Source organism: Dactylosporangium sp. NPDC051484 (genome assembly GCF_040689395.1).
Classification (GTDB): domain Bacteria; phylum Actinomycetota; class Actinomycetes; order Mycobacteriales; family Micromonosporaceae; genus Dactylosporangium.
The window spans coordinates 131458-146905 of the sequence record NZ_JBFAZX010000016.1; the positions used below are offsets into that span (position 1 = coordinate 131458).

The window sequence follows — 15448 nt, forward strand, 5'->3', positions numbered from 1 at the left end:
GTCAGGCACGGCCGCCACCGAGCGCCATCCGCACCAGAGCGTCCACATCCATCTCCTTGATCGGTTCCGGCTCGTCCGCCCCGGACTCGTCCGGCACAAGACGTTGTTCGCCGGCACCGGTCTCCCGCAGCCGCAGCAACGCGTCGAGAAGTCCCGCCGTCCGCAGCCGCTGCGGCGAGATCGTCGCCAGCAGGCGGCGTACCGTCTCGTCGTCGGCAGCCGTGTCCGGCCCGGCCGGCGGCGTGACCGGCGCCAGGCGCTCGGCGATGTACGCCGCGACCGCCTCGGGCGTCGGATGGTCGAAGACGAGCGTGGCGGGCAGCCGCAGCCCGGTGACCGCGTTGAGCTGATTGCGCAGCTCGACGGAGGTCAACGAGTCGAACCCGAGGTCCTTGAAGGCCAGGTCCACCTCAACCGTCTCGGCTCCTCGGTGCCGCAGCACCTCCGCGACCTTGCCGCGGACGAGATGCTCGAGCAGCTCCCTGCGCTCGTCCGCGCCGGCCCCGGCCAGGCGCCGGCGCAGCGAGGCCGCCTCGGTCGCATCCGCGGCCGCGGAGCCCGCCGTGCGCCGCATCACGCCGCGGACCAGGCCGCGCATGAGGGCGGGCACGTCGGCCATGCTCGCCGACCGCTGCCGGCCCAGGGTCAGGCGTACGGGCACCAGCAGCGCCTCGTCGGACTGCAGCGCCGCGTCGAACAGCGCGAGGCCCTCGGCGTCGGTGAGTGGCACCACCCCGCCACGGGTCATCCGCTGCCGCTCCCGCTCGTCGAGGGTTCCGGTCAGGTCGCTGCGGCTTTCCCACAGCCCCCAGGCGAGCGACTGCCCGACCAGCCCCCGGGCACGCCGGTGGGCGGCCAGCGCGTCGAGGAACGCGTTGCCGGCCGCGTAATTGGCCTGCCCCGCGTTGCCGATGACGCCGGCGGCCGAGGAGAACAGGACGAAGGCCGACAGCGGCAGCTCGCGGGTCAGCTCATGCAGGTTCAGCGCCCCGTCGATCTTGGGCCGGAGCACGGCGTCGAGCCGTTCGGCGGTCAGGGACTCCACGACGCCGTCGTCCAGCACCCCGGCCGTGTGCACGACCGCCGTCAACGGATGGTCGTCGGGCACCTGGGCCAGGATCGCCGCGAGCGCATCCCGGTCAGCGACGTCGCAGGCGGCGAAGCGCGCCTCGGCGCCCAACCCGGCGAGCTCCGTGAGGAGCCCGGCGGCCCGCGGCGCGTCCGCTCCCCGCCGGCTGAGCAGCAGCAACCGGCGCACCCCGTGCTCCGCGGCCAGGTGCCGCGCGACCAGACCGGCGAGCACGCCGCCGGCACCGGTGATCAGCACGGTGCCCTCCGGGTCGAACCGCACCTCCCCCGACGTACCGGCCGGCTGGACCCGAGCCAGCCGGGGGGCCGACAACGCGCCCTCGCGGACAGCGAGCTGGGGCTCACCGGCGGCCAGGCCGGCGGGCAGCAGCGCGAGCAACTCCGCCGGGTCCGCCGGGTTCGCCGTGTCGACCAGCACGAACCGGTCCGGGTGCTCGGACTGCGCCGAGCGGACGAGGCCGCGCGCGGCCGCCCCCGCCAGATCGGTCACCCCTTCGCCCGGACGGGTCTCGACGGCCCCGGTCGTCACCAACACCAGCCGGGCGTTCGCGTACCGGTCGTCGGCCAGCCACTCCTGAACCATCGCCAGGACCTCGGCCGTCGCCGGGCGGGCGTGCGCCGGGCCGTCCTCGCGGGCCCGGCACTCGGCGAGTACCACGTCCGGAACCGCCGCGCCCTGGTCGATCGCGGCGGTGAGACCGGCGAGATCGGGATACGTGTCCGGCAGCAGACCAGCCGGCCCGATGGCCGCCCACCGCCCGGCCGGCGGCAGGCCCGCGTCAGACTCGGGCAACGCCACCCAGTCCACTCGCAACAGCGCGTCCTGGGCGCCCTTGGCCGGCTTGCTCAGGCTGTCCACCTCGACCGGGCGAACCACGAGGGCACCGACCGAGGCCACCGGCCGCCCGTGGGAGTCGGCGGCGTCGATCGCCACGCGGCCGTCGGTCCCGAAGGCCAGCCGTACCCGCAGGTGGGTCGCGCCGGCCGCGTGCAACGTCACGCGACTCCACGAGAACGGCAGCCGCGCGGTGCCGGGGGCGCCGCCGGCCTCGTCGTCGCCGCCCTCCGGGACGAGCCACAGGCCGTGCAGCGCGGCGTCCAGCAGGGCGGGATGCACACCGAACGACGCGGCGGCACGGTCCTCGCGGTCCGGCAGCCGTACCTCGGTGAAGATCTCGCCGTCGCGACGCCACGCGGCACGGACACCTTGGAAGGCCGGGCCGTAGCGGTAACCGGAGTCGGCGAAACGGTCGTACAGGTCCTCGACCGCCAGTGGCTCGGCACCGGGCGGCGGCCAGGCATGCTCGGCCTCCAGGGACGCGTCGCCCGTCTCGGCCACGATTCCCGTCGCGTGCCGGGTCCACTGCCGATCGAGCGAGTCCTCGACGCGGGAGTAGATGTCCACGGTGCGGCTGCCGTCTCCGTCGGGCGCGCCCACCCGGGCCTGGACCCGCACCGCCGCGGTGGCGGGCAGGACGAGCGGAGCCTCCAGCGTGAGCTCCTCGATCAGTGCGCAGCCGGCCTCGGCGGCGGCCCGCAACGCAAGCTCCAGGAAGGCGGTGCCGGGCAGCAGCACCACGTCCGACACCGCGTGGTCGGCGAGCCAGGGCTGGATTCGCACCGACAGCCGGCCGCTGAGCAGGATCTCGCCGGTTTCGGCGACCTCCGCCGCCGCGCTCAGCAGGGGGTGGCGGGTGACGTCCAGACCCGCCGCGGCCAGGTCCTCGCCACCGCCGGCGGCCGGCGTCGCCCAGTAGTGCCGGCGCTGGAAGGCATAGGTCGGCAGGTCGATCCGGCGGGCGCCGGTGCGGGCGAAGATGGCCGGCCAGTTCACGGGCTGTCCACCCGCCCACGCCTCGCCCAGGGAGAGCAGCAGGCTGCTCGGGCCGTCGCGGTCGCGGCGCAGGGTGCCGAGCACCGCACCGTGACGGCCGGCGTCCTCCAGTGTCTCGGCGATGCTGACCTTGAGCACCGGGTGGGGGCTGACCTCGATGAACGTGGTGTAGCCCCGCTCCGACAGTGCCCGCACGGCGCCCTCGAAGCCGACGGTGCGGCGCAGGTTGGCGTACCAGTAGGCGCCGTTCATGGTGGCGGTGTCCAGCCACTGTCCCGTCACCGTCGAGAAGAACGGCACCTCGCCGGTGACCGCCGTGATCGTGCCGAGTTCGCGCAGCAGCCTGGCCTCGATGCGTTCGACCTGCGCCGAGTGCGACGCGTAGTCGACGTCCACCCGGCGGGCGCGGATGCCTTGGGCCTCGCACACGGCCAGCAGCTCGCCGATCGCGTCGGCGCCGCCGGAGACGACCACGGCCGACGACCCGTTGCGGGCGGCCATCGACAGCCGGTCCCCCCACGGTTCGATGAGCTGCTCGACCTGCGGCGCCGGCCGCGCGATCGACACCATCCCGCCGCTGCCGACGATCTCGGCGAGCGCGCCCGAGCGCAGCGCGACCACCCGGGCACCTTCCTCGAGCGACAGGCCGCCGGCCACGACGGCAGCGGCGATCTCGCCCTGGGAATGGCCCACGACCGCGTCGGGCTCCACGCCGTAGGACCGCCAGAGCGCGGCGAGCGAGACCATCACCGCGAAGAGCACCGGCTGGACCACGTCCACCCGGTCGAGCGGCTGGGCCGAGCGCACGACCTCCAGCAGCGACCAGTCGACGTAGGGCGCCAGCGCCCGGTCGCACTCCGTCATCCGCTGCGCGAAGACGGGTGACTCCGTCAGCAGGTCACGGGTCATGCCGACCCACTGCGAGCCCTGCCCGGGGAAGACGAAGACGGTCCGGCTCTCCGCGTCCTGCACACCGCGGACGGCGTACGGCGTGCTGGTGCCCTCCGCCACGGCGCACAGCGCCGCGTGGAGTTCGTCGCCGTCGCCGACGAGCACGCAGCGGTGCTCGAACGCGGTCCGGCCGGCGAGTGAGAGACCCACATCCGCCGGGTCCGCGTCGCCGGCCTGGTCCAGGTGGGCACGCAGCCGCGCCGCCTGGTCCCGCACCGCCGCGGCGGTGCGCGCCGACAGCACCCACGGCAGCGGCCGTGCGGGCTGCGGCGCGACCGGCTCCCGGGGCCGGTCCGGCTCGATGGCCTGTTCCAGGATCGCGTGGGCGTTCGTCCCGCTCAGGCCGAAGGAGGAGACACCGGCCCGGCGGACCCGGCCACTGTCGGGCCAAGGCACCAGGCTGGTCACGAGCCGCAGGGCGCCCCGGTTCCAGTCGACGTGGGTGGTCGGTTCATCGACGTGCAGCGTCGGCGGAATCTGGCCGTGGCGCAACGCCAGGACCATCTTGATCACTCCCGCGACGCCCGAGGTGGCCTGGGTGTGGCCGATGTTGGACTTGAGCGAGCCGATCAGCGCCGGGCGGTCGGCCGGACGGTCCTGCCCGTACGTGGCCAGCAACGCCTGCGCCTCGATCGGGTCGCCGAGCGTGGTGCCGGTACCGTGCGCCTCCACCACGTCGACGTCCGCGGCGGACAGGCCGGCGTTGGCCAGCGCCGCCCGGATCACCCGCTGCTGCGACGGCCCGTTCGGCGCGGAGAGGCCGTTGCTGGCCCCGTCCTGGTTGATGGCCGAACCTCGCAGCACGGCCAGCACCGGATGACCGTTGCGCCGCGCGTCGCTGAGCCGCTCGACCACGAGCACGCCGACGCCCTCGCCCATGCCCATACCGTCGGCGGTGTCGGCGAACGCCTTGCACCGGCCGTCGGCGGCGAGGCCCCGCTGCCGCGAGAAGCTGATGATCGCACCGGGCGTGGACATGACCGCGACACCGCCGACCAGCGCGAGCGAGCAGTCACCGTCACGCAGCGCGCCGGCCGCGGTGTGCAGCGCGACCAGCGAGGACGAGCAGGCGGTGTCAACGGTGATCGCCGGGCCCTCGAAACCGAACGTGTACGCGACCCGGCCGGAGACGACGCTCGCGGCGCTACCGGTGAGCAGGTGCCCCTCGCCTTCCCCGGACCGGGCGACAGCCGAGGCGTAGTCGCCGTAGTTGACGCCGACGTAGACGCCCGTACGCGACCCGCGCAGCGCCTCCGGTTCCAGCCCGGCGCGCTCCAGCGCCTCCCAGGCGGTCTCCAGCAGCAGCCGCTGCTGCGGGTCCATCGCGATGGCCTCCCGCGGCGAGACCCCGAAGAAGCCGGCGTCGAACTCGCCGGCGTCGTGCAGGAATCCGCCCTCGCGGGTGGTGGAGGTGCCGGGGTGGTCCGGGTCGGGGTCGTACAGCTCGTCCACCGGCCAGCCCCGGTCGGTGGGGAAGCCGGTGACGGCGTCGCGGCCGTCCAGCAGCAGCTGCCAGAGCTTCTCCGGGGTGTCGATCCCGCCGGGCAGCCGGCATCCGATCGCGACGATGGCGATCAGGTCGTCCTCGGGCGTGGCGGACTTGGGCGCCGCGACCGGTGCCGCGGCCGCCGCGGCGGGCTCGCCGAGCAGCTCGGCGGTGATGTACGCGGCGAGCGCGTTCGAGGAGGGGTGGTCGAAGACGAGGGAGGAGGGCAGCCGCAGCCCGGTCGCGGCGTTGAGGCGGTTGCGCAGCTCGACGGCCGTCAACGAGGCGAAACCGAGATCCTGGAACGCCTTGCCCGGTGGCACCGCCTGCGGGGAGTCGTGGCCCAGGACCGTGGCGGCCTGGGTGCGGACCAGGTCGAGCACGGTACGGGTGCGCTCGGCGGCCGGCAGCCGGGCCAGCCGCCGGCGCAGCTGCGCCGCCGCCGGGGTCTGCGTCCCCGCCGCGTCGTCGCCCTCGATGGCGGCGCGGGCCTCGGGCAGGGCTCGCAGCAGAGCGCTGGGCCGGCTCGACGCGAACACCGCGGCGAACCGCTCCCAGTCGACGTCGGCGACCGCGACGACGGTCTCGTCGTCGTCGAGGACCTGCTGCAGGGCGGCGACGGCCACATCGGGATCGATGCGTCCCAGGCCGTGCTCGTCCAGATTGAACAGATCGGCGCTGTCCCCCGCGATCGGGGGCTGCCCGGGATCGGCCGCCTGCCAGACGCCCCAGTCGACCGTCGTCGCGGTCAGTCCCCGGGCACGACGGTGCTGGGCCAGCGCGTCCAGATAGGCGTTGCCGGCGGCGTACGCGCCGTGGTCGCCGCTGCCCCACACGCCGGCGATCGACGAGAACAGGACGAAGGCGTCGAGCTCCCGGTCGAGCAGGGCGTCGAGGTGCTCGGCGCCGACCGCCTTGGCCGCGACCACACCGGCGAACGCCTCCATCGGGGTGGCCTCCAGTGAGGCGAGCGCGATGAACGCGGCGGCGTGCACGACCGCGGTGACCGGGCTGCCCTGCTCGTCCAGGTCGGTGAGCAGGCGCTCGACCTGGTCGCGGTCGGTGAGGTCACAGACGGGCGTGCTGAGCCGGGTGCCGTACCCGGCCAGATCCGCCCGCAGCCGCTCGGCACCCGGGGCTGCCGGGCCACGACGACCGGGTAGGACCAGGTGCTCGGCCCCGCCGCGGGCCAGCCAGCGGGCGATGTGCGGTCCGATCGCCCCGGTACCGCCGGTGAGCAGGACCGTGCCGCGCGGCCGCCACGACCGGGGGTTGGCTCGCGCCGGGCGGGGGGCGTGGACGAGCCGCCGGGCGAACAGTCCCGCCGGGCGGATCGAGAGCTGGTCTTCGCCCGCGGCGTCGCCCGCGCCGCTCAGCGCCGCGCCGAGCCGGTGCCGGACGCGGTCGCTCGGCTCCGCGGGCAGGTCGAGCAGGCCACCCCAGAGCCGCGGGTGCTCCAGTGCGGCCACCATGCCGGTGCCCCAGACAAGCGCCTGGCGGGGTGCGGTGAGCGGGTCGGTGTCGCCGGTCGAGACAGCACCGGTGGTGAGGCACCACAGCGGGGCGGTGCAGCTGGCATCAGCCAGTGCCTGCACCAGGGCGAGCGTGAGCGCGGCGCCCACGGGCAGCGCCGGGTGGGCCGGATGCGGCCGCTCGGCGAGGGCCAGGAGGGACACCACCCCGGCCGGCTCGTCCGCGCCTGCGGAACCAAAAACGCCGGCGGAACCGAGGGTGCCGGCAAGCCGGCCGCGGTCCACGTCATCGTCGGCGAGCTCGACGGTGACGACGTCAGCGCCGAGATCACCGAGCGCCTGGGCGGTCCACCGGGCGTACGGGAGGTCGCGGCCGCCGGGTGGCAGTACGAGAAGCCACCGGCCAGCGAGCGCGACGGCCGCCGGGTCGGCGAGCCGGCGCCAGGCGATGCGATAGCGCATGGCGTCGAACGCCGAACGCTCCCGGTGCCGCCGATGCCAGGCGCTCAGCCCCGGCAGCACCAGGCCGAGGGGCTCGGCGTCGACGGCGAGCGCGCCGGCCAGCTCGGTCGCGTCCCCGCGGCCGACGAGATCCCAGAACTCGCTGTCGGCGACGGTCCCGTCCGGACCCGGCGCCGTGCGATCGGCGGGGTCGCCCCAGAAGCGGCGCTCCTGGAACGGGTACGTGGGCAGGTCGACGCGGCGGGCGCCGGGGAAAGCGGTGGACCAGTTCACGGCCACGCCGCGCACCCAGAGCTCGGCCGCGCAGGTCAGCGCCTGCCGCAGGCCGCCCTCGTCGCGCCGCAGCGTGCCGGCGACCACCGCGTCGCCAAGGCCCGCGGCCTCGACGGTCTCCTGCACGGGCACGGTCAGCACCGGGTGCGGCGAGACCTCGACGAACACGTCGTGGCCCTGGCGTGCCAGTTCCCGCACGGCGTCCTCGAAGCGCACCGTGCCGCGCAGATTGCGGTACCAGTAGTCGGCGTCCATCGTGGCGGTGTCGAGCCAGTCGCCGGTGAGCGTGGAGAACAGCGGCGTGCCGCCGGTCCGGGGGCTGATGCCGGCGAGGCTCGAGCGCAGCTCGTCCCGGATCTGTTCGACCTGCGCCGAGTGCGACGCGTAGTCGACCGGCAGCGACCTGGCGCGCAGCCCCCGCTCGGTGCAGTGGGCGACCAGCTCGGCGAGGGCGTCCGGGGCGCCGCTGACGACGACGGCGGCGGGGCCGTTCACGGCCGCCACCGAGATGTGATCCGCCCAGGGCGCGATCTCGGCCCGTGCGCGGTCGTGGGAGAGCGCCAGGGACACCATGCCGCCGCGGCCGGCCAGCGCGGCGATGGCCCGGCTGCGCAGTGCCACGACCTTCGCGCCGTCGGCCAGCGACAGCCCGCCCGCCACCACGGCGGCGGCGATCTCGCCCTGGCTGTGGCCGACGACCGCGTCCGGCTCGACTCCCCAGGATCGCCACAGCGCGGCGAGCGACACCATCATCGCGAACAGCGCGGGCTGAACGACGTCGACCCGCTCCAGCGACGACGCGCCGGGCGCACCACGCAGCACATCGGTCAGCGACCAGTCCACCAGAGCGCGCAGGGCCTGCTCGCACTCCTCGACCGAGGCGGCGAAGACCGGCGACTCGGCGAGGAGCTCGCGGGCCATCCCCGCCCATTGCGCGCCCTGTCCCGGGAAGACGAGCACCGTCCTGCCGGCTCCCGATTCCGTGTCCCCGGTGACCACCCCGGGCGTCGCCGGGTCGGCGCGGGCAACCGCGCCGAGGCCGTCGAGCAGTTCGGCACGGTCCGCGGCGAGGACCACGGCGCGGTGCTCGAACGCCGTCCGAGTGGTGGCCAGCGAGAATCCGACATCGCGGAGATCGGCGGCGGGGTCGGCGGACAACCGGCCCGTGATCCGCACCGCCTGGTCGCGCAGCGCGCCCGGGGTGCGCCCGGCGAGGACGTACGGCGCGACCGGCGCACGCGGCGTGCCTGGCTGGTCGGGCGCCGGCTCGGCTGCGTCGGCAGTGGGTGCCTGTTCGAGGATGATGTGCGCGTTGGTGCCGCTCATACCGAACGCCGACACGCCCGCCCGCCGCGGCCGCCCGGTTGACGGCCACGGGCGGTTCCCGGTCAGCAGCTCGACGGCACCGGCGGACCAGTCGACGTGCGGTGTGGGCTCGGTGACGTGCAACGTCCGCGGCAGGGTGCCGTGGTTGAGCGCGAGCACGGTCTTGATGACGCCGGCCACCCCGGCCGCCGACTGGGTGTGCCCGATGTTCGACTTGACGGAGCCCAGCCAGAGCGGCCGGTCCGCCGGGCGGTCCTGGCCGTACGTGGCGAGCAGCGCGTCGGCCTCGATCGGGTCGCCGAGCGTGGTGCCGGTCCCGTGTGCCTCGACCGCGTCCACGTCGGCGGCGGCGAGCCCGGCGTCGGCGAGCGCCACCTGGATGAGGCGCTGCTGGGAAGGGCCGTTCGGGGCGGTCAGGCCGTTGCTGGCGCCGTCCTGGTTGATGGCGGAGCCACGGATCACCGCCAGCACCGGGTGTCCGTTGCGCAGCGCGTCGGAGAGGCGTTCGAGCAGGACGACGCCGACCCCCTCGCCCCAGCCGGTGCCGTCCGCCGAAGCCGAGAACGCCTTGCACCGGCCGTCGGAGGACATCGCGCCCTGCCGGCTGAACTCCGCGAAGACCAGCGGCAGGGACATCAGCGCCACGCCGCCGGCCAGCGCCAGGGAGCAGTCCCCCTTGCGCAGCGCGTTCGTGGCCAGGTGCATCGCGACCAGCGCGGAGGAGCAGGCGGTGTCCACGGTGACCGCCGGGCCCTCCAGCCCGAGCGTGTAGGACACCCGCCCGGACAGCACGCTCAACGAGCTCCCGGTGACGATGAAGTTCCGTACGGCGTCCGGCGCCTCCAGGCTCGCCTGGGCGTATCCCTGATCGACGGCCCCGGTGAACACCCCGGTCGAGCTACCGCGCAGCGAGGCGGGGTCGATGCCGGCCCGCTCGATGGCCTCCCACACCGTGGTCAGCAACAGCCGCTGCTGCGGGTCCATCGCACTCGCCTCGTGTGGCGACACGGCGAAGAACCCCGGATCGAAGTCGGCGATCCCGTCGATGAACGCGCCCTGGCACGGCACGTCGCTCGCGTTGAGTTGCGCGATGTCCCAGCCGCGGTCCTCGGGCACGGGGGTCACCGCGTCCCGGCCCTGCACCACCAGGTCCCACAGCTGCTCAGGCGTGCGTACACCGCCGGGGAAGCGGCAGCTCATCGACACGATCGCGATCGGCTCGTGCGCCGCGGCCTCGGCCTCGGCGAGCTGCCGGCGGGTGCGCTGCAGGTCGATCGTGACGCGGTTGAGATACTCGCGGAGCTTCTGCTCGCTCACTGTGCTCCCACGCTTTCGTTCGGGACCGAAGCAGTCCGCCCGGGTATCGCTGGCCTCATGACAGGCCCAGTTCCTGATCGATGAGGTCGAACAGCTCGTCGTTGGTCGCGGACTCGATGGCCTGCTTCGACCCCGTGCCGGCCTCGGTCCCGCCCGCCTCGCCGAGCGACTCGACCTTCGACAGCGCACGGCGCAACCGCGCGGCCGCGTCGGGTGGCAGCGCCGAGTCCGTCCCGCCGCCCGGCGCCATGGCGTCGATGAGGGATTCGAGCCGGCTCAGCTCGGCGAGCAGCGCGGATGTGGGCGGCGCTACCGGCTCGGCGGGGGTGATCTTGGTGAGGATGTGCTGCGTCAGCGCCTCGGGCGTGGGGTGGTCGAAGATGAGCGCGGCCGGCAGCCGCACCCCGACGGCGCTCGCCAGCCGGTTGCGCAGTTCGACGCCGGTCAGCGAGTCGAAGCCGAGCTCCTTGAACGGCCGCGTGGGACGGATCAGCTCCGGCGACTCGTGGCCGAGCACCACCGCCGCATTGCCGCGGACCAGTTCCAGCAGGACCCGGTGCGCCTCGGCCGCGGAGAGCCCGGCGAGCCGGCCGGCGGACGAGGGGCCGAGCTCGCCGCCGGCCCGCGCCCGCCGCAGTGCCTGCCGGGGCCTGCGTACGAGGCCGCTCAGCACGGACGGGACCTGGCTGCCGGACAGCGCGGCCGGATCGAGCCGCGCGGCGAACACGTACGGCCTGGCCGAGCGCCACGCCGCGTCGAACAGCGCCAGGCCTTCCGCCGAGGTCAGCGCGCCAATCCCGGTGCGAGACATCCGCCCCACCTCGGTGTCCGCCACCGCCGCCGTCAGCTCGCTGCGCTCCTGCCAGAGTCCCCAGCCGATGGAGACACCCGGCAGCCCCAGGGCACGCCGCCCGGCGGCGAGGGCGTCCAGCGCGGCGTTGGCGGCGGCGTAATTCGCCTGGCCCGCCCCGCCGAGCAGGGCCGCGCCCGAGGAGAAGAGCACGAAGGCCGACAGGTCGCGCTCGCGGGTCAGCTCGTGCAGGGCGATCGCGGCGTCCACCTTGGGCCGCAGCACCCGCTCCACCTGCTCCGCGGTGAGCGAGCCGAGGACGCCGTCGGCCAGTGCGCCGGCGGCGTGCACGACAGCCGTGAGCGGCCGGTCGGGCGGTATCGAGGCCAGGGCCTCGGCCAGGGCACGGCGGTCGGCCACGTCGCAGGCGACGGCCGTTGCGTGGGCGCCCAGCCCGGCGAGGTCGTCGAGCAGCGCGGCCACGTCCGGCGCCTGCGCTCCGCGACGGCTGAGCAGCAGCAGGTGTCGTACGCCGTGCTCGACGGCCAGGTGCCGGGCCACGAGCCGGCCGAGCGTACCCGTGCCGCCGGTGATCAGCACCGTGCCCGCCGGATCCACCGGCGTGGGCATGACCAGCACGTTCTTGCCGATGTGGCGGGCCTTGCCGAGGTGGCGGAACGCCTCCGGAGCCCGCCGGACGTCCCAGCAGGTCAGCGGCAACGGGGACAGCACGCCACGCTCGAAGAGCGACAGCACCTCGGCGAGCATCTCGCCGATGCGCCGGGGACCGGCCTGGATGAGGTCGAACGCCTGGTAGCGAACGCCCGGGTGCTCGCGCGCGACCTCCTCGGCGGAGCGCACGTCGGTCTTGCCCATCTCCACGAAGCTGCCGCCCCGGGGCAGCAGGTCCAGCGAGGCGTCGACGAACTCCCTGGCCAGGCAGTCCAGGACGACGTCCACGCCGCGACCCCCGGTGGTGGCCCGGAAGCGCTCGGCGAACTCGAGCGTCCGCGTGGAGCCGATGTGCGCGTCGTCGAGGCCCGCGGCCCGCAGTACGTTCCACTTCGGGGGGCTGGCGGTGCCGAAGACCTCAGCCCCGGCGTGCCGGGCGAGTTGCACCGCGGCCATCCCGACGCCGCCGGTGGCGGCGTGCACCAGCACCGACTGGCCGGGCCGAAGGCCACCGAGGTCGAACATGCCGTAGTACGCGGTGAGGAAGGCGATCGGCACGGACGCGGCCTGGGCGAACGACCAGCCCGCCGGGACACGGGCCACCGTGGCGCGCTCCGCGACGACGACCGGACCGAACGCCCCGCCGAACACGCCCATCACGCGGTCACCGGGGACCAGGTCCGTCACGCCGGTCCCGACCTCCAGCACGACGCCGGCGCCCTCGCTGCCCAACGTGGGCTGTTCGGGGTCCAGGCCGAGGGAGACCACGACGTCGTGGAAGTTCAGGCCGGCGGCTCGCACGGCGATGCGTACCTGCCGCGCGCCGAGGGGTGCGAGCGCCTCAGGAGCGGGGACCAGCGCGAGCCCGTCGACCGGGTTCTCACCGGCGAACCCGAGCCGCCAGGCGGTGTCGTCCGGCGGGATGAGCTCGTCTCGGCCGGCGGCGACCAGGCGAGGGACGAACAGCTCGCCGCGTCGCGCGGCCCACTGGGTCTGCCCCTCGTCCGCGGCGGGCACCGCGGCCATCAACGCACGCAGCGACGCGGGATCGTCGTCGAGGTCGGCGAGCACGAACCGGCCCGGGTTCTCGGTCTGCGCGGTCCGTACCAGGCCCCAGACGCCCGAGGCGGCCCAGTCCTCAGCCCGGTCGCCGGGTCCGGTACGGATCGCGCCCCGGGTGAGGACCACGAGCGTGGACTCCGCGAGGCGCTCGTCGGCCAGCCAGTCCTGCGCCAAGGTGAGCGCGCGCAGCGTGGCGCTGCGCAGCCGGTCCTCGGGGGCCACGTCGGCGCCGGACACGTCGGCGAGCACGAAGGCCGGCACCTCCCCGGCGGCGAGCGTGGCGGGATCGGGCCACGCCGGCACGGCCGGCAGCGCGTCACGGAAGGCGGCGCCGAGCATTGCCCATGTACCGGTGACGGCGGCGGCGCCGGGCGCGGCGGCGGGCGTCCACTCCAGGTGCAGCAGGCGTTCGTCGCCACCGGCGGCCGCGCGCAGCCCGTCCGCCGGCAAGGGACGCAGCACGAGCGAGCCCACGCTCAGCACGAGCCGTCCGGTGAGGTCCCGCGCCTCCAGCGACACCTCCTGCGCGCCGTGGGCGGTGACGCGGACCCGCAGTGCGCCGGCGCCGGCGGCGTGGGCGGTGACACCGGTCCACGAGAACGGCAGGCGGGCCACGTCGTCACGATCCGCGAGCAGCGCCGAGGCCTGCAGGGCGCCGTCGAGCAGGGCCGGATGCAGCAGGTACTCCTCGCCGTCGCGCGGCTGCGGGAGGGCCACCTCGGCGAAGATCTCGTCACCGCTACGCCAGGCGGCCCGCACGCCCTGGAAGGTCGGCCCGTAGCGGTATCCGGCCGAGGCGAACCTCTCGTAGAGGGCGGAGATCTCGACGGGCTCGGCGCCGGCCGGTGGCCAGGCCACGACGGCGTCCTCGGGCGCGTCGTCGCTCGGGGCCAGCGCGCCGACGGCGTACACCGTCCATGCGGCGGCGTCCTGGTCGGGCCGGCTGTGGACGCTCACCGAGCGCCGGCCGTCCTGCGCCGGCGGGCCGACGCGCACCTGCAACCGCAGGGAGCCTCGCTCGGGCACCGTCAACGGAGCCTGCAGCGTGAGCTCGTCGACGAGTCCGCAGCCCACCTCGTCGGCCGCACGCAGCGCGAGCTCGAGCAGGGCCGTGCCGGGCAGCACCGTCACGCCGGACACCGAGTGCTCGGCCAGCCAGGGCGTCGTGCCGCTCGACAGCCGTCCGGTGAGCACATGCTCGCCGGAGTCGGCCAGCTCCACGGCGGCGCCGACCAACGGATGACCGGTGGCGCCGAGACCGGCGGCGCCCACGTCCGCCGGCCGGTGCGTGGCGTCAAGCCAGTAGCGGGTGCGCTCGAACGGGTATGTGGGCAGATCGGTCCGGCGGGCGCCGGTACCGGCGAACACGGCGTTCCAGTCCAGGTTGACGCCGCCCGCGTGGGCCTCGCCCAGCGACAGCAGCAGCCGGGCGGGCCCGCCCTCGCCGCGGCGCAGCGAGCCGGTGACGACGATCGGCGCCGGGCTGTACTCGAGCGCCTCACCGATCCCGGCGGTCAGCACAGGATGCGGGCTGACCTCGACGAAGGCGGTGAAGCCGGCCTCCGCGAGCGCCCGGACAGCGGGTTCGAACCGGACGGTCCCGCGCAGATTGCGGTACCAGTACTCGGGTGTGAGCTCGGGCCCGTCGAGCCATGCGGAGTCCAGTGTGGAGTACATCGAGACCTGGGCGTTCCCGGCGCTCACGCCCGCGAGCGCTTCGATCAGCTCGTCCCGGATGGCCTCCACGTGCGCGGAGTGCGAGGCGTAGTCGACCTCGATGCGCCGGGCGCGGACTCCGTCTCGCTCACAGGAGGCGAGCAGTTCCGCCACGGCGGCGGGTTCGCCGGCCACGACGGTGGCCCGGGGCCCGTTGATCGCGGCGATGGCGAGGCCGCCCGCACGACCGTCCAGGCGAGCCTCGACCTCGTCGGCGGGCAGGGCGAGCGAGGCCATGGCCCCCCGGCCGGCGATGGCGCGCAGCAACCGGCTGCGCAGGGCGACGACCTTGGCGCCGTCCTCGAGCGACAGCGCCCCGGCCACCACCGCGGCAGCGATCTCGCCCTGCGAGTGGCCGATGACCGCGTCGGGCTCGACACCGTAGGAACGCCAGGTCGCGGCCAGCGAGACCATGACGGCGAACAGCGCGGGCTGTACCCGGTCCACCGACTCCAAAGCGGTCGGGTCCTTCAGGACGTCGACGAGCGACACGTCGAGGTACGGCGCGAGCGCACGCTCGCAGGCGGCCATCGTGTCGGCGAACACTGGGTTCGCGTCGAGTAGTTCCAGGGCCATGCCGGCCCACTGGGCGCCCTGGCCGGGGAACACGAACACCGTGCGGCCGGCGGATCCCGCGACGCCCTGCGCCGTGGTGGCGGTGGGCGTACCGGCGGCGAGGGCACGCAGCCCCTCGGTCAGCTCCTCGCGGTCGCCGACCAGCACCGCGCGGTGCGAGTGGCGGGCGCGGGTGACGGCGAGGGACAGCCCGACGTCGCCGGGACGCAGCTCGGGATTCGTCTCGATGTGCCGGACGAGCCGTGCGGCCTGGGCGCGCAGCGCGCCGGAGCTGCGGGCGGACAGTACCCAGGCCAGCGGCGGCTCAACGGCGGTCGCGGGGAGCTGCGCGGGCGTCGGTTCGGGTGCCTGCTCCAGCACCACATGAGCATTCGTCCCACTCACACCGAACGCCGACACACCAGCCCGACGCACACCCGACC

Annotated in this window: 2 protein-coding genes; both read right to left on the bottom strand. The window is 74.9% G+C overall.

Going from position 1 to position 15448, the window contains the following annotated elements:
• Position 1 precedes the first annotated feature (1 nt).
• The gene (locus tag AB0367_RS24710; protein WP_366228770.1) at positions 2-10210 is read right to left on the bottom strand and encodes a type I polyketide synthase; all 10209 of its coding nucleotides are present in this window, start codon (positions 10208-10210) and stop codon (positions 2-4) included.
• Positions 10211-10265: 55 nt separating this feature from the next.
• Complete coding sequence (locus tag AB0367_RS24715) at positions 10266-15440, bottom strand: SDR family NAD(P)-dependent oxidoreductase (RefSeq protein WP_366228778.1); 5175 nt, start codon at positions 15438-15440, stop codon at positions 10266-10268.
• Positions 15441-15448 lie beyond the last annotated feature (8 nt).